General features: G+C 67.4%; 20 protein-coding genes, 1 other RNA gene and 1 pseudogene. 12 read left to right on the forward strand and 10 right to left on the reverse strand.

The annotated features are described in order from the left end of the window. Nucleotides 1-6: 6 nt before the first annotated feature. Together AC1MFL_RS16820 and AC1MFL_RS16825 are read left to right on the forward strand one after the other, a co-directional pair. Entirely contained in the window at nt 7-777 is a 771-nt protein-coding gene (locus AC1MFL_RS16820) for an SDR family oxidoreductase (RefSeq protein ID WP_479811278.1), read from the forward strand. Beyond that, nucleotides 777-1,862 (forward strand): L-idonate 5-dehydrogenase, encoded by a 1,086-nt coding sequence (locus tag AC1MFL_RS16825; protein WP_479811279.1) that lies wholly within the window; start codon nt 777-779, stop codon nt 1,860-1,862. The genes AC1MFL_RS16820 and AC1MFL_RS16825 overlap by 1 nt, the downstream gene beginning before the upstream one ends. 58 nt (nt 1,863-1,920) lie before the next feature. On the opposite strand, the gene AC1MFL_RS16830 is transcribed toward AC1MFL_RS16825, so the two are convergent. Beyond that, nucleotides 1,921-2,649: a FadR/GntR family transcriptional regulator gene (locus tag AC1MFL_RS16830; RefSeq protein WP_479811280.1), complete on the reverse strand. Its 729-nt coding sequence runs from the start codon at nt 2,647-2,649 to the stop codon at nt 1,921-1,923. 240 nt (nt 2,650-2,889) lie between these two features. Between AC1MFL_RS16830 and gndA the strand changes: the two genes are divergently transcribed. Continuing rightward, the gene (gene gndA, locus AC1MFL_RS16835; protein ID WP_479811281.1) at nt 2,890-4,326 is read left to right on the forward strand and encodes an NADP-dependent phosphogluconate dehydrogenase; all 1,437 of its coding nucleotides are present in this window, start codon (nt 2,890-2,892) and stop codon (nt 4,324-4,326) included. A gap of 125 nt (nt 4,327-4,451) precedes the next feature. After that, nucleotides 4,452-5,285 (forward strand): oxidoreductase, encoded by an 834-nt coding sequence (locus tag AC1MFL_RS16840; protein WP_479811283.1) that lies wholly within the window; start codon nt 4,452-4,454, stop codon nt 5,283-5,285. Between the two features lie 39 nt (nt 5,286-5,324). Here AC1MFL_RS16840 and epsC read toward each other — a convergent pair whose 3' ends face one another. From epsC to msrA, 3 genes are all read right to left on the reverse strand, one after another. After that, complete coding sequence (gene epsC / locus AC1MFL_RS16845; protein ID WP_479811285.1) at nt 5,325-5,909, reverse strand: serine O-acetyltransferase EpsC; 585 nt, start codon at nt 5,907-5,909, stop codon at nt 5,325-5,327. 38 nt (nt 5,910-5,947) lie between these two features. Then, nucleotides 5,948-6,883, reverse strand: a complete 936-nt coding sequence (cysK, locus tag AC1MFL_RS16850; RefSeq protein ID WP_479811286.1) for a cysteine synthase A — start codon at nt 6,881-6,883, stop codon at nt 5,948-5,950. A gap of 68 nt (nt 6,884-6,951) precedes the next feature. Continuing rightward, the gene (msrA, locus tag AC1MFL_RS16855) at nt 6,952-7,476 is read right to left on the reverse strand and encodes a peptide-methionine (S)-S-oxide reductase MsrA (protein ID WP_479811287.1); all 525 of its coding nucleotides are present in this window, start codon (nt 7,474-7,476) and stop codon (nt 6,952-6,954) included. Nucleotides 7,477-7,555: 79 nt separating this feature from the next. Here msrA and AC1MFL_RS16860 point away from each other — a divergent pair, with 79 nt between their 5' ends. Together AC1MFL_RS16860 and AC1MFL_RS16865 are read left to right on the forward strand one after the other, a co-directional pair. Continuing rightward, entirely contained in the window at nt 7,556-8,479 is a 924-nt protein-coding gene (locus tag AC1MFL_RS16860; RefSeq protein WP_479811289.1) for a Nif3-like dinuclear metal center hexameric protein, read from the forward strand. Nucleotides 8,480-8,541: 62 nt separating this feature from the next. Continuing rightward, nucleotides 8,542-9,279, forward strand: coding sequence for a zinc ribbon domain-containing protein (locus tag AC1MFL_RS16865; RefSeq protein WP_479811291.1), 738 nt, complete (start codon nt 8,542-8,544; stop codon nt 9,277-9,279). Between the two features lie 74 nt (nt 9,280-9,353). On the opposite strand, the gene AC1MFL_RS16870 is transcribed toward AC1MFL_RS16865, so the two are convergent. Both AC1MFL_RS16870 and AC1MFL_RS16875 read right to left on the reverse strand, forming a co-directional pair. Next, entirely contained in the window at nt 9,354-10,118 is a 765-nt protein-coding gene (locus AC1MFL_RS16870; RefSeq protein ID WP_479811293.1) for a YaaA family protein, read from the reverse strand. Nucleotides 10,119-10,185: 67 nt separating this feature from the next. Beyond that, nucleotides 10,186-11,037 (reverse strand): slipin family protein, encoded by an 852-nt coding sequence (locus tag AC1MFL_RS16875; RefSeq protein ID WP_479811295.1) that lies wholly within the window; start codon nt 11,035-11,037, stop codon nt 10,186-10,188. Between the two features lie 113 nt (nt 11,038-11,150). Here AC1MFL_RS16875 and rnpB point away from each other — a divergent pair. Next, nucleotides 11,151-11,544, forward strand: an RNA gene (rnpB, locus tag AC1MFL_RS16880) — RNase P RNA component class A. A 192-nt stretch (nt 11,545-11,736) separates the two neighbouring features. Here the strand turns inward: rnpB and AC1MFL_RS16885 are convergent. Then, nucleotides 11,737-11,883, reverse strand: a complete 147-nt coding sequence (locus AC1MFL_RS16885) for a hypothetical protein (protein ID WP_202129072.1) — start codon at nt 11,881-11,883, stop codon at nt 11,737-11,739. A 214-nt stretch (nt 11,884-12,097) separates the two neighbouring features. Here AC1MFL_RS16885 and AC1MFL_RS16890 point away from each other — a divergent pair, with 214 nt between their 5' ends. Further along, nucleotides 12,098-13,708 carry a GMC family oxidoreductase gene (locus tag AC1MFL_RS16890; protein WP_479811297.1) on the forward strand — a complete coding sequence of 537 codons (1,611 nt, stop codon included), beginning with the start codon at nt 12,098-12,100 and terminating at the stop codon, nt 13,706-13,708. Here AC1MFL_RS16890 and AC1MFL_RS16895 read toward each other — a convergent pair. Next, nucleotides 13,680-13,838 (reverse strand): annotated as a pseudogene (locus AC1MFL_RS16895) (ISL3 family transposase); the annotation flags it as partial. The gene AC1MFL_RS16890 and the pseudogene AC1MFL_RS16895 overlap by 29 nt on opposite strands. 190 nt (nt 13,839-14,028) lie before the next feature. Here AC1MFL_RS16895 and AC1MFL_RS16900 point away from each other — a divergent pair. The 4 genes from AC1MFL_RS16900 (at nt 14,029) to AC1MFL_RS16915 (ending at nt 17,827) form a co-directional block, all read left to right on the forward strand. Beyond that, complete coding sequence (locus tag AC1MFL_RS16900) at nt 14,029-14,610, forward strand: dihydrofolate reductase family protein (protein WP_479811299.1); 582 nt, start codon at nt 14,029-14,031, stop codon at nt 14,608-14,610. Nucleotides 14,611-15,090: 480 nt separating this feature from the next. Further along, nucleotides 15,091-16,587 carry a glyceraldehyde-3-phosphate dehydrogenase gene (locus AC1MFL_RS16905; RefSeq protein ID WP_479811301.1) on the forward strand — a complete coding sequence of 499 codons (1,497 nt, stop codon included), beginning with the start codon at nt 15,091-15,093 and terminating at the stop codon, nt 16,585-16,587. 77 nt (nt 16,588-16,664) lie between these two features. Then, nucleotides 16,665-16,874, forward strand: coding sequence for a hypothetical protein (locus AC1MFL_RS16910; protein WP_479811303.1), 210 nt, complete (start codon nt 16,665-16,667; stop codon nt 16,872-16,874). Between the two features lie 149 nt (nt 16,875-17,023). Then, on the forward strand, nt 17,024-17,827 hold the full coding sequence (locus tag AC1MFL_RS16915; RefSeq protein WP_479811305.1) for an HNH endonuclease family protein: 804 nt from the start codon (nt 17,024-17,026) through the stop codon (nt 17,825-17,827). Nucleotides 17,828-18,074: 247 nt separating this feature from the next. On the opposite strand, the gene AC1MFL_RS16920 is transcribed toward AC1MFL_RS16915, so the two are convergent. Together AC1MFL_RS16920 and AC1MFL_RS16925 are read right to left on the reverse strand one after the other, a co-directional pair. Next, the gene (locus AC1MFL_RS16920) at nt 18,075-18,596 is read right to left on the reverse strand and encodes a hypothetical protein (RefSeq protein ID WP_479811307.1); all 522 of its coding nucleotides are present in this window, start codon (nt 18,594-18,596) and stop codon (nt 18,075-18,077) included. Further along, nucleotides 18,593-19,573 carry a 1-phosphofructokinase family hexose kinase gene (locus tag AC1MFL_RS16925; RefSeq protein ID WP_479811309.1) on the reverse strand — a complete coding sequence of 327 codons (981 nt, stop codon included), beginning with the start codon at nt 19,571-19,573 and terminating at the stop codon, nt 18,593-18,595. The genes AC1MFL_RS16920 and AC1MFL_RS16925 overlap by 4 nt, the downstream gene beginning before the upstream one ends. Between the last annotated feature and the right edge of the window lie 167 nt (nt 19,574-19,740).

Below are 19,740 nucleotides of genomic sequence, written 5' to 3' on the forward strand. Positions count from 1 at the left end.
CGAACCATGAGTGGACTATTTGACCTGACTGGCCGGACCGCACTGGTCACCGGCTCCAGCCGGGGAATCGGCAATGCCCTGGCCCGTGCGCTGGCCGACGCCGGCGCCACGGTGGTGCTCAACGGCATGAACGCCGAACGGCTCAAGGCAGCGGAAGCTGCTTTGGCTGCCGACTACCCGCCCGGGCGGGTCCACAGCTGCGCCTTCGACGTCACCAGCGACGACGAGGCAGCCCGGGGCGTGGCCTGGGTGGAAGAGAACGTCGGCCCGCTGGAAATCCTGGTCAACAACGCCGGCATCCAGCACCGTGTCCCGATGCTCGAGCTCGATGTCGCGGACTGGGACCGGGTGATCTCCACGGATTTGACCAGTGCGTTCCTCGTGGGGCGTGCCGCCGCGCGGCACATGATTCCCCGCCGCCGGGGCAAGATCATCAACATCTGCTCGGTGCAGACGGACCTCGCCCGGCCCACCATCGCCCCCTACGTCGCGGCCAAGGGCGGCCTCCGGAACCTGACCCGGGCAATGACGGCGGAGTGGGCCGGATCCGGGCTGCAGATCAACGGCATTGCACCGGGCTACATCCACACCGAAATGACGCAGAACCTCGTGGATGATGAGGAGTTCAACGCCTGGATCCTGGGCCGGACCCCGGCGAACCGGTGGGGGACAGTGCAGGACTTGGCCGGCCCGGCGGTGTGGCTTGCATCCGCCGGCTCGGATTTCGTCAACGGCCAGACCATCTTCATCGACGGTGGAATGACGGTGGTGGTCTGATGGGTGGTGGTCTGATGGCCGGGGGCGTCCCGGAACTGCCGGCAGCAGCGGCTGCGGTGGTGGCCCACGCAGCGGGCGACCTCAGGATCGAGGATGTGCCCGTGTCCGCGCCGGCTCCCGATGAAGCGGTGGTCGAAGTCGCATTCGGCGGCATCTGCGGTTCGGACCTGCACTACTGGATGCACGGCGCTGCCGGTGAGTCGGTCCTCCGGCAGCCCATGATCCTGGGCCACGAGATTGTGGGAACCGTGCTCGTCGCCGCCGCCGACGGCACCGGGCCAGGGCCGGGCACGGCTGTCGCCGTGCATCCCGCCACACCCGGCCCGGGCGCCGTCCGGTACCCCGAAGACCGTCCGAACCTGTCCCCGGGCTGCACCTACCTGGGCAGCGCCGCACGCTTCCCCCACACCGACGGGGCCTTCACCCGGTACGCCACCCTTCCGGCCCGGATGCTGCGTCCCCTGCCCGAAGGCCTGGGGCTGAGGACGGCCGCGCTGGTGGAACCGGCCAGCGTCGCGTGGCATGCAGTCTCGCGTGCCGGCGACGTGGCGGGAAAAACGGCACTCGTGATCGGCTGCGGCCCCATTGGCGCCCTGGCCGTGGCTGTGCTCAAACGCGCGGGAGCGGAGCGGATCGTGGCAGTGGACATGCACACCATGCCGCTGGAGATAGCCCGTGCCGTGGGCGCGGACGAAACCCTCAAAGGCGGCGATGCGGAGGCCATCGCCGCGGTGGAGGCAGACATCGTCATCGAGTCCTCCGGCAGCCATCACGGACTGGCGTCCGCGGTCCAGGGTGCAGCCCGGGGCGGAAAGGTCGTGATGGTGGGGCTCCTGCCCTCCGGCCCGCAGCCGGTCCTGATCTCGCTGGCGATCACCCGCGAACTGGAGCTGCTGGGTTCTTTCCGCTTCAACGACGAAATCGACGAGGTCGTGGCCGCCCTCGCGGACGGGTCACTGTTCGTGGACCCGGTGGTCACCCACACGTTCACGCTGGACCAGGGGCTGGAGGCCTTCGAGGTGGCCCGGAACGCGGCCGAGTCCGGCAAGGTATTGCTGGACTTCAGGCCCTCCGCTGACAACTGAGCGGTGGGCTGTGGACCGGGCTGTGGACCGAGCCGCAGGCGTGGCGGTGCCTGCGGTCCTAGGGCCGTTGCACCGGGACGAACACCCTGGGCTGGTCCTTCCACTCGGGTTCCATTTCCGAAATGGTCTCCCGCATGATCCGGTCCGAGGCCCCGCGGGCTGCCGCGGGGTTGCCGCTGGCGATCGCCTCGGCCAGGTCCACGTGCCACAGCAGCGCCGTCGCCCGCGGGTGGTCCGGCATCAGGCCGTGCACGGTGCGCCCGGTCAGCGTCTCAGCCACCTGGCCCACCAGGTTTGCAAACATTTCGTTTCCGGAGCCGGTGAGCAGCAGGGAATGGAAATGGATGTCCAGCTCCAGGAACCTCGGCACGTCCCCGGCCTGCCCGGCGTCGCGCATCGCGTGCGACACCTCCACGAGCTCGCGGCGGATCTCCTCGGGGGCGTTGGCGGCGGCCAGTTCGGCGGCCACGGGTTCGACGGCGGTGCGCAGCTCTGCGAGGGAGCGCAGCTGCGCGCCGCGGCCTTCCCCGGCGAGGCGCCAGCGGATGACCTGGGGGTCGAAGGGGTTCCAGCGGTTGGCCGGCAGCACGCGGATGCCCACACGTTTCGTCGTTTCGACGAGGCCGAGTGACTGAAGGACACGCACCGCCTCGCGGACCACCGAACGGGAAACCTTGAGTTCATCCTCGATGTGCTCGGCCAGCATGATGTGGCCGGCCGGGAGTTCGCCGGCGACGATGCGTGTGCCGAGGTGCTCGATCGCACGCTGGTGGAGGCTGGTTGACATAGTCGTAAGCATAGTGCGGCGCACCCTGTTCCAGCCGCCGTTTCGCCAAGGACCGGCGGAGAGGGCGCCGAAAATCATAGACTGTTTGTGACGCGCCATATTCCGCCACGTGGGCAGGGCTTTCCAGCTCCCCCCGGAAATACATATGGTCTATTGACAGCCACTGATCCCAAGAAGATGGGTCCCGCCTCCCGCGCGGGACGAACTGCACGAGTTGCACAGAAATGAATTGGAGTTTTGATGTCAGCACACATCGGTGTCACCGGCCTTGCGGTGATGGGGGCCAACCTCGCCCGCAACCTGGCCCGGAACGGCTTCACCGTTGCCCTGCACAACCGGTCCGTCGAGAAGACCGACGCCCTGCTGGAGAAGCATGGCACGGACGGCGACTTTGTCCGCACGGAGACCCTGCAGGAGCTCGTCGACGCGCTGGAGAAGCCGCGCCGCGTGCTGATCATGGTCAAGGCCGGCAAGCCGGTCGATTCCGTGATCGAACAGCTCGAGCCGCTCCTGGAACCGGGCGATATCATCATCGACGCAGGCAACTCCCACTATGAGGACACCCGCCGCCGGGAGGCCGCGCTTGCCAAGAAGGACCTGCACTTCGTCGGCATCGGCGTCTCCGGCGGCGAGGAAGGTGCCCTCAACGGCCCCTCGATCATGCCCGGCGGCTCGAAGGAGTCCTACGACGCCCTGGGCCCGCTGCTGGAGAAGATCGCCGCCCACGTCGACGGCAAGCCCTGCTGCGCCTGGATCGGCACCGACGGCGCCGGCCACTTCGTCAAGATGGTCCACAACGGCATCGAATACGCCGACATGCAGGTCATCGGTGAAGCGTTCGACCTGCTGCGCTCCGGCGCAGGGATTGAACCGGCCGAGCAGGCCAGGATCTTCGCCGAATGGAACCAGGGAGACCTCGCCTCCTTCCTGATCGAGATCTCCGCCGAAGTCCTCGGCCACGTGGACGCGAAGACCGGCAAGCCGTTCGTCGACGTCGTGGTGGACGCGGCCGGCCAGAAGGGCACCGGCCGCTGGACGGTCATCTCCGCACTCGAGCTGGGCTCCCCGACGTCGGGCATCGCCGAATCGGTCTTCGCCCGGGCCCTGTCCTCCCAGACGGAGCAGCGGAAGCTGGCCCAGGAACTGCTCGCCGGCGGCGAGGCCGACGTCGAGATCCCCGAGAGCTTCGTCGAGGACGTCCGGCAGGCGCTGTACGCCTCCAAGCTGGTCTCCTACGCGCAGGGGCTGGACATGCTCACCTCGGCCGCCAAGGAATACGGCTGGGACCTGAAGCTGGACGAGATCGCCTCCCTGTGGCGCGGCGGCTGCATCATCCGCGCCGAACTGCTCAAGGAGATCACCAAGGCCTACGCCGCGGCGGAGAAGCCGGCCAACCTGCTCTTCGCCCCGGCCTTCACCAAGGCGATCGCCGACGTCCTCCCGGCCTGGCGCCGCGTGGTCTCCACCGCGGTCCAGCTCGGCATCCCGGTGCCGGTGTTCTCCTCCTCGCTGGCCTACTACGACGGCCTGCGCCGCAAGCGCCTGCCGGCCGCCGTGATCCAGGGCCAGCGTGACCTCTTCGGGGCGCACACCTACGGCCGTGTCGATGCCGAAGGTACCTTCCACACCCTCTGGGGCGAGGACAAGTCTGAAATCGAGGCAGTGGACACCCACTAGTCTTCCCGCCGACGCGAACGGCCGGTGCTCCCCGTTACTCTGGGAGCACCGGCCGTTCGTGTTCCCCCGGGATCCTTCCCGGCGTCCGTCCCACCACCCGCCCCCGCAAGCCAGGAGACCCGCAGATGTCCCAGCCCGTAGCATTCGTCACCGGTGCGTCCACCGGAATCGGTTATGAGACCGCCTGGAAGCTCGCGGCGCACGGATTCACCGTCTATGCCGGGGCCCGCCGCGTCGAGAAGATGGAGCCCCTCAAGGCCCACGGGGTGACGGTCCTGGCGCTGGACGTCACGGACGAGGAGTCCATGGCCGCCGCCGTGGAGCAGGTTATTGCCGCCCACGGCCGGGTCGACGTGCTGGTCAACAATGCCGGCTACGGTTCCTACGGCTCGCTGGAGGAAGTGGAGCTGGCCGAGGGCCGGCGGCAGTTCGACGTCAACCTCTTCGGGCTGGCGCGGATGACCCAGCTGGTGCTCCCCGGAATGCGGGCCGCGGGGCGGGGGAGGATCATCAACGTGTCCTCGATCGGCGGAAAGATGTACGAACCGCTGGGTGCCTGGTACCACGCCACGAAGTTCGCCGTCGAGGGCCTGAGCGATTCACTGCGGATCGAACTCAAGCCCCACGGCATCGACGTGTCAATCATCGAGCCGTCGGGGACCGAATCCGAATGGGGCGCCATCTCCGGCGACAGCCTGCTGGCCACGTCCGGCCACGGGCCCTACATGGACCAGGCGAAAGTCGTGGCGGCTGCGCTGGCCTCCACCGTGGGTTCCACCATGTCCACGCCGCCGCACGTCATTGCCGACGCCATCGTGCACGCCGCGACGTCCCCGAAGCCCAGGACCCGGTACCCGGTCGGCAAGGGCGCCCGGGCCATCCTGCTGCTGCGGCGGCTGCTGCCGGACCGTGCCTTCGACGTCGTGATCTGGAACATCTACAAGCGGTTTCCCGCATAGCGTCCGCGCCGGGGCCCGTCCCGGCGGCAGCTGGGCCTACTAGATCCGGTATTCGATCAGGTATTCGGCCGGGTCGACGGCGGCCTTGGTCTCACGCTGCGCGTCCCGGTGCCGCCAGGTGGCCGGCACCCCCGTGAGGATCGATTCCGCCGGGGCGTCCTTGACCACCACGGCGTTGGCGCCCACGGCGCTGTCCCGGCCGATGGTGATGGGTCCCAGAATCTTGGCCCCGGCCCCGATGACGACGCGGTCCTCAAGGGTGGGGTGGCGCTTGACCTTGGCCAGGGAGCGGCCGCCGAGGGTCACGCCGTGGTAGATCATGACGTCCTCGCCGATTTCGGCGGTCTCCCCGATGACCACCCCCATGCCGTGGTCGATGAAGAAGCGGCGGCCGATCGTGGCCCCGGGGTGGATCTCGATCCCGGTGAGAAACCGGGCCAGCTGGGAGATCAGCCGTGCCGGAAAGCGGAGCGCCGGGTTCTGCCACAGCCGGTGCGTCAGCCGGTGCGCCCAGATTGCGTGCAGGCCGGAATAGGTGAAGAAGTTCTCGACAGAGCCTCGAGCCGCCGGGTCGTGCGACCGGGCGGCATCGAGGTCTTCCTTCAGTCTCGCGAAGAAGCTCACAAAGACCTTTCTACGAAATCGGGGATAGCGGGCTGGACTCAGCCACGGATGTCGTCGTACAGCACGGTGGAGATGTACCGCTCACCGAAGTCGCAGACAATAGCAACAATCAGCTTACCGGCGTTCTCCGGGCGCTTGGCGAGCTCAAGGGCTGCCCAGACAATCGCGCCTGAGGAGATGCCGCCGAGGATGCCTTCCTTGACGCCGAGCTCGCGGGCCACGCGGACCGAGTCCTCCAGGGTGGCGTCGATGACCTCGTCATAGACGTTCGTGTCCAGGATTTCCGGGACGAAGTTGGCGCCGAGGCCCTGGATCTTGTGCGGGCCCGGAGCCCCGCCGTTGAGGATGGGGGAGTCCTTCGGCTCGACGGCGATGATCTGCACCTCGGGCTTGCGCTCCTTGAGCACCTGTCCGACGCCGGTGATGGTTCCGCCGGTGCCGACGCCGGCGACGAAGATGTCTACCTTGCCGTCGGTGTCCGACCAGATTTCCTCGGCCGTGGTCTGGCGGTGGATCTCCGGGTTGGCCTCATTGGCGAACTGCTGGGCCCAGATCGAATTTTCCGTGTTCGCGACGATCTCCTGGGCCTTCTCAACGGCGCCACGCATGCCCTCGGAGCCGGGAGTGAGCACAATTTCGGCGCCATAGGCGCGGAGCATGACACGGCGTTCGGTGGACATTGTCTCCGGCATGGTCAGGATGACCTTGTAGCCGCGGGCAGCGCCGACCATGGCCAGGGCGATTCCGGTGTTGCCGGACGTGCCTTCAACGATGGTGCCGCCGGGCTTGAGTGCACCGGACTTCTCCGCGGCGTCGACGATCGCGACACCGATCCGGTCCTTGACGCTGTTGGCCGGGTTGTAGAACTCCAGCTTGACCGCCACGGTGGCGTCAAGGCCTTCGGTCAGCCGGTTGAGCCGGACCAGCGGGGTGCCGCCGACCAGCTGGGTAACGTCGTCATAGATCCGTGCCATGGGTGTCTGCGCCTGTCTGTTGAGGAGGGGATACTGAGGTCAGCCTAACGAGGGGCCGCGGGCCCCAGCTAAGCATTAAGCCATGCTGAGTAATATTTCCTGGCTTTGGCCAGTTTCGGGTTGATGATCACCTGACAGTAGCCCTGCTCCGGGAACTTGGCGAAGTAGTCCTGATGGATTTCCTCGGCCCGGTGGAACACCGGCAGCCGGCTCACCTCCGTCACGATCGGATGCGCCCACAGCGACTGGTTCCGCTCGATCGCCTCCTCGAAAAGGATCTTCTCCTCGGTCGTCTCATAGAACATCGAAGAGCGGTACTGGGTCCCGACGTCGTATCCCTGACGGTTGAGCGTGGTGGGGTCATGGAGTGCGAAGAACATGTCCAGGATGACCTCCGCCGGGGTGACCTCCTCGTCGAAAGTCACGGCCACCACCTCGGCATGGCCGGTGGTTCCGGAGCAGACGGTGTAGTAGTCGGGATTGCGGTGATGGCCTCCGGTGTAGCCCGAAACTACAGCGCTGACACCCTTGGTTTTCTGGTAAACGGCGTCGAGGCACCAGAAGCAGCCTCCGCCGAGGACAAAAGTTCTCATGCTCTCTTCAATGGTTGAAGGGCCCCGATGATTCCCGACGGCTGCGGGGAGGGCCCGCCGATAGGGTAAAAATGGGGGTATGGAACCTGTACACACCGACGTTTCAGCTGGCCCCCCCGAGGGAACCAACGGTGCCGGCGACGGATCCGGGGAATCCCCCGAGGCGCCCACCCTGGGCATGGTCCTGCTGGCCGTGGAAGAACTCTGGCCCGAATCCCTCGCGGAGGACTGGGACGAGGTGGGGCTCGTCGTCGGCCGCCCCGCCGCCGAAGTGCACAGGATCCTCTTCGCCGTCGACCCGACCCTCGAGGTGATCGAGGAGGCCATCGACTATGGCGCCGAGCTGCTGATCACCCACCATCCGCTGCTGCTCAAGGGGGTCACCTCGGTTGCGGCAACCACCGCCAAGGGCCGGGCCGTGCACCGCCTGATTGAATCGGGGACGGGGCTGCTCACGGTACACACCAACGGGGATTCAGCCGTCGGCGGAGTCTCTGATGTCCTGGCCGACGCCCTGGGGCTGCAGAACGTTGCCCCGCTGACCCCGGCCGCGAACGGCCTGCCGGAGGAAGGCATCGGACGGGTCGGTGACCTGGCCGAGGTCCAGACCCTGGGCGACTTCGCCGCCCGCGTCTTCGGCATCCTGCCCTCGGTTGCCGGCGGGGTGCGCGTGTCCGGGGACCGGGACGGGCTGGTTCGGCGCGTGGCGCTCTGCGGCGGCGCGGGTGATTCGCTCTTCGGCCAGGTCCGGGCCAGTAACGCCGATGTCTTCCTGACCGCCGATCTGCGGCACCATCCGGCGTCGGAGGCCCGCGAGGCGGCGGTCAACGACCGGCCGTACCTGATCGACGTTTCCCACTTCGCCAGCGAGTGGCTGTGGCTGCCTGCCGCGGCGGAGGCGCTGGGCAATGTGCTGAACGACCAGGGGCACGACGTCGACATCCGGGTCAGCACCACCAACAGCGATCCGTGGGACTTCATTCTGACTCCGGGCGGGGACTAGAGTCTAGGGAGCGCCGAATAGGTGCCCGGCTCCGGCCGGCAGGGAACAAGCGGAGGTAAATAGTGGCCAAGGCAGCACCGGCGGAACAGTTGAAGTTGCTCGAATTGCAGGGACTTGACGCAAAACTCAAATCCCTGTCCAACCGCCGCCGAAGCCTTGAAAGCGACTCCCGGATCACCGATCTTGAAGCAGCACTCAGTGTGGCCACCGGTGAACTCGGGGCTGCGAAGATGGCTGTCCACGACGCGGAACTCGAGCTCAAACGTGCCGAAGCGGACGTGGAGCAGGTTGCCACCCGGATCGAACGCGACGAGGCCAGGCTTAACAGCGGCACCGGCCTTTCCAAGGACCTCGTGGCCCTGCAGCGCGACCTGGTGTCCCTCAACAAACGCCGCTCGGACCTTGAGGACGTCGAGCTGGAAGTGCTGGAGCGGCTGGACTCCCTCCGCCTGCGCCAGGCCAGCCAGCAGCAGATCGTGGATGACATCCAGGGCTCCTTCGGCTCCATCCGCTCCGAGCTGGACGAGCAGCTCGCCGAGATCGCCGCCGAGGCCACGGTGGTGCGCGGCAAGCGCGCCGAGTTCGCCGAGGGGCTCGACGCCGGCCTGCTGGCCATCTACGAGAAGACCCTCGCCAAGCGCGGTGTTGGAGCAGCCCGCCTGTTCCACGGGACATCCGAGGGCTCGGGCATGCAGTTGAGCCCCGGCGACCTCGCCGAAATCAAGGCCGCGGCCGAGGACGACGTGGTGTTCTGCCCGGATTCCGGCTGCATCCTGGTGCGTTCCGCCGAATGGGCCTAGCCACCCATCTAGCTCGCAGCAGGGGCCGTTTTGAACACTCAAAACGGCCCCTGCTGCGGTATTAGTGCTGCGGGTTAGGCGGGGAGGATGAGGTTGAGGGTGTGCGGCTTCCGGGCCGTGCCCGCGACCAGTTCGGTGGTCCACTTCTCGGCGGCGGCTTGTCTCAGCTGGGAGGGAGTCTGCGGCGCCTTGCCCCGGCGGGCCAGCATGTGCCGGGCGAGTTCGCCCCGGGTGTGCTTGGCGAAGTGGCTGACCACTTTCCGTACCCCGTGGACCTCGGTGAACACGTTGACGGCAACGGTCTGCGCCGGCGGGGGAGTCCACGCGGCGGCGTAGGTGCTGGAGCGGCAGTCCACCAGCAGTTCCCCTTCCGCGGCGACGGCGAGGGCCGCAGTGAGCTGCGGCTTCCAGAAGGACGCCAGGCGCCCGACGTCGGGCAGCGTGGTCGCCATCGACAGCCGGTAGGCGGGCACCCGGTCGCCGAAGCGGATGGCCCCCCAGAGCGCGGAAATGACCAGGACGCACCCGTCGGCTTTCTTCCGCTGCGCCGGGGTGAGGGAGTTGTAGTCCAGTGCGTCGTAGAGCACGCCGGAGTAGACCTGATGGGCGGGGGCCGCCGGCTCGGCGTGCAGCCTCGTGTTGCGTTCGACGTCGGCCCGCAGCGAGGCACCGACGCCAAGAAGCGCCAGCGCGTCCTCATGGGCACTGACCGTGCCGAGCCCCTCCAGCACCTTGGCCCGGTACGCGTTCAGCCCGGGGAAGCTCAGGGTGGTCCAGTCGACGGCGTCGCCGGCCGTGGCAGGGGTCTTGCCTTCGGAGGGCGGCAGCAGAATCAGCACCGTCCAATCTTAGCCGCGCCCGTGGTTCCGAAGGCGCCCGTCTGGACGGGGCCGGGGTACCCGCGGGCTACACCGCCTTGAATGGTGGAGCCTGGGCCGGGGGAGCCGGTGGAGCCTGTGCCCTGGAAGCCTGGGCTGCCTGGGCTGCCTGGTTTTCGCGGGCGAGGAAGGCGGACAGCTCCCCGATGGTGCTCATCAGCGGTGCCGGGAAGACGACTGTCGAGTTCTTGTCCACGGCGATTTCCACCAGGGACTGCAGGTTCCGCAGCTGGAGCGCGAGCGGGTGCGCCATCATCGTGTCCGAGGCGTCACCCAGGGCCGTAGCGGCTATCGACTCACCCTCGGCGGAAATAATCTTCGCCCGCTTTTCACGCTCGGCTTCGGCCTGGCGTGCCATGGCGCGCTTCATGGTCTCCGGCAGCTGGATGTCCTTGAGCTCCACGAGGGTAACCTCGACGCCCCACTCCAGTGTGAGGGCGTCGAGGATCTCGCGGATATCGCTGTTGATGCGCTCCGTTTCCGAGAGCGTCTGGTCCAGGCTGTGCCGTCCGACGACTTTCCGCAGGGTGGTCTGGGCGATCTGGTTGATGGCCGCCGACACGTTTTCGATCGCCACCACGGACTTCACCGCGTCAACGACCCGGTAGTAGGCCACCGCGGAGATGTCCACGCTCACATTGTCCTGGGTGATGATTCCTTGTGACTGGATGGGCATCGTCACGATCCGCAGGCTGACGAGGGTGAGCTTGTCGATAACCGGGATAATAAGACGCAGACCGGGCATCCGGACGCCGACCACCCGGCCGAGCCGGAACAGGACCCCCTGCTCGTACTGCCGCACAATTCGGATCGCCATTTTGGCCAGTATGATTACCAGAGCCGCGGCGACCAGCCACATGATAATGGCGGTCCAGTCCATCGGAATCGTTCCTTACCTGGGAGGATACTTCCTTTCTAAATTCTCCCACCGGAGGCCCGAAAAGGATCCGGCGGGAGGGCAGTTGCCGGGGAGACCGTAGAATGAACAGCGGATGGGTTGACCAGGCGGCCGCGCGTCACGCAAGTGGCTCGAGGAACGTCCGGGCTCCGCAGGGCAGGGTGGTGGGTAACGCCCACTCGGGGTAACCCGCAGGCCAGTGCCACAGAGAACAGACCGCCTGCATGCGGCGCGTGCGTGCACGGGCTGCAGGGCAGGTAAGGGTGAAACGGTGGTGTAAGAGACCACCAGCTTCCCGGGTGACCGGGAAGGCTAGGTAAACCCCACCCGGAGCAAGGCCAGACAGGGCACGTTTGAGGGCTGCTCGCCCGAGTGCCCGGGTAGGCTGCTGGAGGGCGTCGGCAACGGCGTTCGTAGATGGATGGCCGCTACTCCCGCGCTGGCAACGGCGCGGGAACACAGAACCCGGCGTATCGGTCAACCCATCCATTCACACCGCAGGGAGTATCCCTGCGCCCCCGCTGCTTGCTTCGCCCGGGGGCGCCCCCGCTTCGCCGGGGTAGTCCCCGCAAGGCCGGGCCGCCGGGCATTCGCCGCCGCCCTCCTTGCAGGCAAACGAAAGCGGCGCCCGGCACCGTGTGGTGCAGGACGCCGCCGAAAAAACCGGGCAGAGAATCAGGCCTAAGCCTTCCGCTTCACCCAGCCCCAAACCCCGGTTGCCACAAAAAGGACCAGGCCAATGACGGCCAGCCAAAGCAGGCCCTTGACGGCAAAGCCAAGAATCGAAAGAACGAGCCAGATGATAAGTAGTGTGATTATAAGTCCCATGCGAACATCCTACGGGGCAAGGCTCCCGATCCGCGGATTCTAGGGCACTGGCGGGTCCTGCCGGCCTCCTTCGACGTCCGGATGGCCGCTCACGCAGTGGACCCCCCGCGGCGCTGGAGGCTGAAGCAAATGCTTGACATCATCCCTGCGGCGCCAGAGACTGCAGTCAACGTTTCAAGCAACGGTGCAGCCAACCAGAAGCATAGGAGTCAACGTGCCGGATGAGGAAGCATACGACTATGTCATTGCCGGGGGCGGCAGCGGTGGCAGCGTCCTGGCCGGCCGGCTCAGTGAAGACCCCTCCGTCCGGGTCCTCCTGCTCGAGGCGGGCAGGTCCGACCGGCACCCGTTCATCCACGTCCCAGCGGGATTCCCGAAACTCAAGGGCGGACCCTACCAGTGGGACTACGCAAGCATTCCGCAGCGGCACAGCAACGGCCGCCGCATCCCGCTCGCCCAGGGCCGGGTGCTGGGCGGCGGGGGGTCCATCAACTCGCAGGTCTTCACCCGCGGCGTGGCCGAGGACTATGACAGCTGGGTGACGGACTTCGGCTGTGAAGGGTGGTCTGCCGATGAGGTGGGCAAGTACTTCGTGCGCTCGGAATCGAACAGCCGTCTCTCGGCACCGCACCACGGGACCCTGGGCCCGCTCGGGGTCTCCGACCTGCTGCGCCCGCACAAGCTCTCGGCGGCCTTCGTGAAAGCGGGGCAGGAATTCGGCCTGCCCTACAACAGCGACTTCAACGGTGCCGAGCAGTACGGCGTCGGCTTCTACCAGACCACCACGAAGAACGGCCGCCGGTGCAGCGCGGCTGTTGCCTATCTCAAGCCGGCCCGCAAGCGGCCCAATCTCACCATCCGCGCCAACGTGACCGTCTCCAGGGTGATCATCCGGGATGGCCGGGCCATCGGAATCCAGGCGATCGAAGGCGGCAGTGCGCGAACGTACAGCGCCAACCGCGAAGTGATCGTCTCCGCCGGCGCCTTCGGCTCGCCCAAGCTGCTGCAGCTCTCGGGCATCGGGGACCCGGCGGATCTTGCCGCAGCCGGCATCGACACCGTCCACGCCCTGCCCGGCGTCGGCAAAAACCTGCACGACCACTGCGATGTCGACATCGTCTACGAACTCAGGGACTACCACAGCCTGGACCGGCTCAACCAGATGCGCCCCGCAACGGTCCTGGCCGGCGTCGAGTACCTGGCTTTCCGTTCGGGACCGTTCGCGTCCACCCTGGTGGAGGCCGGGGGCTTCAGCTACGCAAACAAGGACGAGAAGACCCCCGACCTGCAGTTCCACTTCCTGCCCGCCGCGCGGGTGGGGACCGGCGCAGCGGCCCTGCGGCCCGGATTCGGGGCCACGTTGAACTCGTATTTCCTGCGGCCCAGGAGCCGGGGAACGGTGCGTCCCGCGTCCTCCGACCCGGCACAGGCGCCGCTCATTGATCCGAACTACCTCGCCGACGACTACGACCTCGAGATGGCCATCGCCGGCGTGCAGCAGAGCCGCGAGATCATGGAGCAGTCATCAATGGCCGCGCTGGTTAAGGCGGAGCACATTGGCGACGGCACCCGGGTGGAAACCGTCGACGAGTACGTGAAATTCGTACGCTCCTACGGGCGGACCTCGTACCACCCGGTAGGCACCTGCGCCATGGGAACCACCGACGAGTCTGTGGTGTCGCCGCGGCTCAAGGTCCATGGGCTGGAGGGGTTGCGCGTCGTTGACTCCTCGATCATGCCCCGGCTTGTGAGCGCCAATACGCAGGCACCGACCATCATGATCGCGGAAAAGGCCGTCGACATGATCCTTCAGGACGCCCGGTAGGACACCACCTCTCATCCGACCCGCCGGGCTCGACGACGCGACAGGCCAGAACAGCACGGTCCGGCTCGAACCGCTGTCCGGTCACTTCGGGACCGGGCTCGGCGAGTCGGCAGAACACGGTCAGATCAGGGCGGCAAAGCCCGCCCCGGGGGTAGCGTCAGGCTCGTCGAGGTCTTCCGGATGGGCAGCGTGAGAACTTCCATCTTCGGGAGACCTCGACCCCTACCCGGCCACCGGCGCGCCGGCCGCCGCTGTCGACGACATCACACGCCCGCTACTCACGCGCTATTAGGGGGCACCCCAAAGCAAAGGAGAGCCCCGTGGGGAAGGTGGTCATGTACAGCTCGGTGTCGGTGGACGGCTTCATTGCGGACGAGAACGACCAGCCCGGGCCGCTGTTCGACTGGTTGTCCAGCGGTGACGTGCCGTTGGACGAGAGCGGCGAGGTTAAGGTGTCGCAGACGTCCTACGACTACACCCGGCCGTACTGGGACCAGATCGGGGCGACAATCGTGGGCCGCCACGTCTTCGACATGACGGACGGCTGGGACGGGAAGCCTCCGGGCGGGGTCGACCACGTGGTCGTAGTGACGCACCGGCCGAAGCCCGAGGGCTGGGACCCCGAGGCGCCGTTTCACTTCGCCGACGGCGTCGAGGTTGCCGTGGCCAAGGCGCAGGAGTTCGCGGGTGACCGCATCGTCGAGGTCGCCGCTGGCGATGTCGGTGGCCAGGTGCTTGCCGCGGGCCTGGTCGACGAGGTGCGGATGGACGTCGTACCCGTCGTGTTCGGGTCGGGCAAGCGCTACTTCGGGTCGGTCCACGCGCAGCACCTGTTGGAGGATCCCGACGTGGTGATTCAGGGCAACCGGGTGCTTCACCTGCGCTATCGGGTGCGCCGTTGACCGGTCTGAGCGGGTACGCGAAGAAGTCCACTGCGAACGGTGACACAAGATCGGGCCTCCGGCTGCGTTTGCACATGGCTGCCCCGGGACCGACTCGCCAGCCAACATCCAGCCAGCGATGACGACGCCGGAACCTCCGACGCCGGAACCTCCGGCGGAGCCGCCGAGGGGCAGCCGGTACACAGCAAGACCCCCGTCAGGAGTGCCCCAATCTTGAACATCATCCCAGCGCCGGCGGCGCGCTGTGTGAGTCATTTCACGCGTCACCGGGGACCGGGCTGAGCAGTGCCGCCGGTAGACTGGATGCTGAACGTAGAAGTTCTGCCGCCGGGTCTGCGTTCGCAGCCGGTGGCTTTTCTTTGCTCGACACAGGCGCCCGGGGTGGACCGAATCCCCGCCGGCGCCGAGGTTCCGGACACCCTCCGGCAGCCGACTTCCGCATACGACGTCGTATGCAGTGGATTCTAGGAAGGTATTTCTGTGAGCCAGACGTCAGATTCTTGTCTTGATACGTGGATGGGCCGGGAGGCGCTCGCCGAGGCCATGATCCCGGTGATCGGCCGGCTGTACCGCGAGAACAATGTGGTCACCTCCATCCACGGTCGCAGCCTGATCAACAAGTCCACCATGAACATCCTTAAGGCGCACCGCTTCGCCCGCCGGATGAGCAAGGAAGAACTGCGCCTCGAGGAAACGGCTCCGCTGCTGGACGCCCTGACCAAGCTTGAGCTCGGCGCTGCTGCCATCGACATTGCCCGACTCACCGAGAAGTACCGGGTCGAGGGAAATGGCGCCACCCTGGACGAGTTCCTCCGTGTGGAACTCGCCGAGGTTGTTGGCAAGCGCGGCGGCGACGACCGCACCAGCACCGACGTCGTCCTCTACGGCTTTGGCCGGATCGGCCGGCTCCTGGCCCGCCTCCTGATCGAAAAGGCCGGCGGCGGCCATGGCCTGCGCCTGCGCGCCATCGTGGTGCGCCGCGGCTCGGACAACGACCTCGCCAAGCGCGCCAGCCTGCTGCGCCGCGACTCGGTCCACGGCTCCTTCGAGGGCACCATCAAGGTGGACCTCGAGAACGACACCATCACCGCCAACGGTGTCCAGATCCAGGTCATTTACTCGGACAACCCCGCGACGGTGGACTACGCCGCCTACGGCATCCACGACGCTCTTGTCGTCGACAACACGGGACGCTGGCGCGACGCCGAGGGCCTGTCCCAGCACCTGCAGAGCAAGGGCGTTTCCCGCGTGCTGCTCACCGCTCCGGGCAAGGGCGAACTGAAGAACATCGTGCACGGCATCAACCACGGCACCATCACTGACTCGGACAGGATCGTCTCCGCGGCATCCTGCACCACCAACGCCATCACCCCGGTGCTGAAGGCGATCAATGACCGCTACGGCGTGGTGCACGGGCACGTCGAGACGGTCCACTCCTTCACCAACGACCAGAACCTGATCGACAACTTCCACAAGGGTGACCGCCGCGGACGCTCCGCCGCGCTCAACATGGTCATCACCGAGACCGGGGCCGCCAAGGCCGTGGCGAAGGCCCTGCCGGAACTGCTGGGCAAGCTCACCGGCAGCTCCATCCGCGTCCCCACCCCTGACGTGTCCCTGGCCATCCTGAACCTGAGCCTGGAAAACGGCACCACCAAGGACGAGGTCAACGACTACCTGCGGGAAATGTCGCTGCACTCGGAACTGCGGAAGCAGGTCGACTACATCGATTCGCCCGAGGTTGTCTCCACGGACTTCGTCGGCTCCCGCCGCGCCGGGATCGTCGACGGCCTGGCCACCATCTCCAACGACAAGAACCTCGTGCTCTACGTCTGGTACGACAACGAGTTCGGCTACAGCTGCCAGGTGGTCCGCGTCATGGAGGAAATGGCCGGCGTGAACCCGCCGTCATTCCCGGCCAAGGATGCAGCAGCAACCCTGGAGGCGGCCGGCCTTCCCGTCGAGGTCACGGCCTGACGGCACGCCGCTGACTTTGTTCCGCCTTCCCGGCCGGTCCTCTGGAATCGGCCGGGAAAGGGCACCACAATGGTGCAATGGAACAGAACTCTGCAGTAGAGCACGAAACCACCCTGGAACACGCGCTCGACGTCGCGCGGCGGAACGTCAAGGAAGCCAAACGGCTCCTCGATGACGCCCGTGCCAAGCATGCGGCTGGTGAGGTAGACGATGCGCGGGTCCAGCAACTTGAATCGCTGATGGCCCTCGCCAACGAAGACCTTGTGCGCGTGACGAAAGAGAATTAGCAGGGCACCCTTCCTCCACACTGTGGACAACGGCCCCGGCGGCGGGCGCCGGGCCTAAGCTTCGGGGGTGGAAGGACTTCGCACCACCCCGGACCCCACGGCGCGGCCCGGAAAAGGCACGCCGGGGAGCATTCTTCCGGGATGAGCGCATGAGCCTCACCTGGGCCGAATTCCGGCGGGCACGACGGCGGTCCCGCCAGGCGTGGGTCCTGTTGACCGCCGCCGCAGTCGCGCTGGTCGCAGGGCTTGGCTGGTTCTTCACCGCCGGGCAGTTTGCCGCACTCGACGCGCCCGCTGACGGACCCCGTGAGGCGCCCGTGCTGGCAGCCGGCTGGATGAACGCCGTCCCCTCCGTACGGTCCGTTCCGCCGGGCCCGGCCGCGGAGTTGCTGGAAACGCTGGAAGTCAAGGGCCGCGCGGCCCAGGACAATTACGACCGGAGCGCCTTCGGCCAGGCCTGGCTGGACGCAGACCGCAACGGCTGCGATACCCGCAATGACATCCTCCGCCGTGACCTGCCGGACGCCGAATTTGCCGAGGGTTCCCGCTGCCTGGTGGCCGCCGGATCCTTCCGGGAACCGTACACCGGCCGGCAGACCACGTTCCGACGGGGAGCCGCGAGCAGCAAGGCGGTGCAGGTGGACCATGTCGTGGCCCTGGGGGATGCGTGGCAAAAAGGTGCCCAGCAGTTGACCGCGGGGCAACGCGAACACCTGGCGAACGATCCGCTGAACCTGATCGCCGTTGACGGCCGGGCCAATCAGGACAAGGGCGCATCCGACGCCGCCACCTGGCTTCCGCCGAACAAGTCCTTCCGCTGCCACTATGTCGCCCGGCAGATCTCCGTCAAGGCGGCCTACCGGCTGTGGGTCACCCCCGCGGAGAAGGAGGCGATGAAGCGGATCCTGGGCTCCTGTCCCGGGCAGCAGACGATTGGTGCGGCCGCTCAGTAAGCTTCAGCCATGGATATCGGCGTACCTGAGCGGCCGCGTGGGCGGGGACGGCGTCCTCCGGCTGAGCGGCTCCTTCTCCGCCCCAGCCGCCCCGGACCGGGGCTGGCAGATCAACATCAGCCCGGGGGAAGGGCGGGTCACCATGCACAACGTCGTCCCCGGGAACGATCCCTACAGGTCATTGAACTCAACCTGGTGACCCGGGGCCTCGCGCTGAGCCCACCGTCCTTTCATTCGGCGGGCGCCGCTAGATCAACAGCCTTACGGGGCCGGCGGTTTCCGGGCCACCGCAGGCCTCACTGCCGCCCACCAGGGTCCAGCCCGGCTCCAGTTCGCGCTGGGCCAGGACGCTCCCGTCCGCGGAGTATGCCTTGAGGGTCACCGTCCGCGGGGACCGCATCAGGAGGCTGACCTCCCAGGTCCGGTCATCGACCCGGGACGCTGTGAAGGGGCTGTCAGCCAGCCCGGACGGAGCCGGTCCGGACCGAGTCGGTTCAGGCGTCACCGGCAGGGTTGCGGCTGGCGGTGGCGCGGCGCCCGGGCTGACCGCGGTCTCAGGAATGCGGACCGGGCCATCAGCGCGGACCGAGCAGACGTCCTCTGCGCAGAACTCAACCAGGCTGACCGTCTCAATGCTGCCGTCCAGCGACACCGTCAGGGAATTGAACCAGGCCAAGGCTGGGCAGGCGTTCGGCACGGAGCCGGAACAGCCCGCAGTTGCCACGGCAAGAACCAGGGCCACCGCCAGCCTGGCCAGTCCGGGATTCACCGCGCCGTGCTCCCGTCCATGGCATGGGCCGCCAGTTCGGCTTCCAGGCGTTCGACGTCCTCGCGGTGGCAGAGTTCGGTGGCGAGTGTGGTCACCGTGGCGCTGCCGGCGGCGACAGCGGCCCGGAGCGCGTCCTCCACGTTGCGGCCCTGGGCCAGGCGGAGCACGAAAGCGGCCAGGAAGCTGTCGCCGGCCCCGACGGTGCTGGTCACCTTCACCCGGGGCACGGCCATCCGCAGAACCCCGGATTTCGAGGCGAGCACGGCCCCTTCGCCGCCGAGGGTCAGGGCGACGTGTTCCGCGGAGCCGTCCGCGACGAGCGCCGCGGCCGCCTCGACCTGGCTTTCGTCGCCCTCCAGGGTGGTGCCAAAGTGCAGCCCCAGCTCCCGCCGGCTCGGCTTCACCAGGAAGACCCCCTCGGCGAGGGCTTCGGCCAGGGCCGGTCCGGAGGCGTCCACGATGCAGCGCGCATCCTGCTGCCGTGCCAGCCGGGCCACCCGGGCGTAGAAGTCCTCGGGGACGCCCGGCGGCAGGCTTCCGCTGGCCACGACATACCCGCCCACGGGAATCGAATCCGCCACGAGCGCCAGGAACAAACGCCACTCGGGCTCACTCAGCTCGGGGCCCTGCAGCACGAAGCGGAACTGCTTGCCCGTCGTCGTCTCATCGACGGTGAAGTCCTGGCGGGTGCTCCCTTGGATCGGCACGGCCAGGGTGGGGACGCGTTCGGCTTCGATGAGCCGGCGGTACGCCTCTCCGGTGGGTCCCCCGGCAGTGTAGACCGCCAGGGTCCTGCCGCCGAGGCGCTGGACCACCCGGGAGACGTTCACGCCGCCGCCGCCCGGGTCCAGGCGGCTGGCGCCGCAGCGCAGCTTGTGGCCGCTGATGACCTGCTCGGTGGTGGTGCTGACGTCAAGCGCGGGGTTTACGGTGAGCGTGAGGATGGGCTGCATCGCCATCGGTCGGGGGGCTTCCATGGCCCAAGCATAGGAGCATGGCGTCGCCCGTGTCCCCGGCCGGCCATCCCCTTGTGCCGCAGCCGCCCGCTCCGCGAGAATGGGCGCGGCAGGATATGCGGCACGAACGTCCGCCGCAACGAGTGGATCGGGAACCATGGCACAACGCAAGGGCGGCGACGGCAAGG

Source organism: Arthrobacter sp. BG3, from assembly GCF_056680185.1.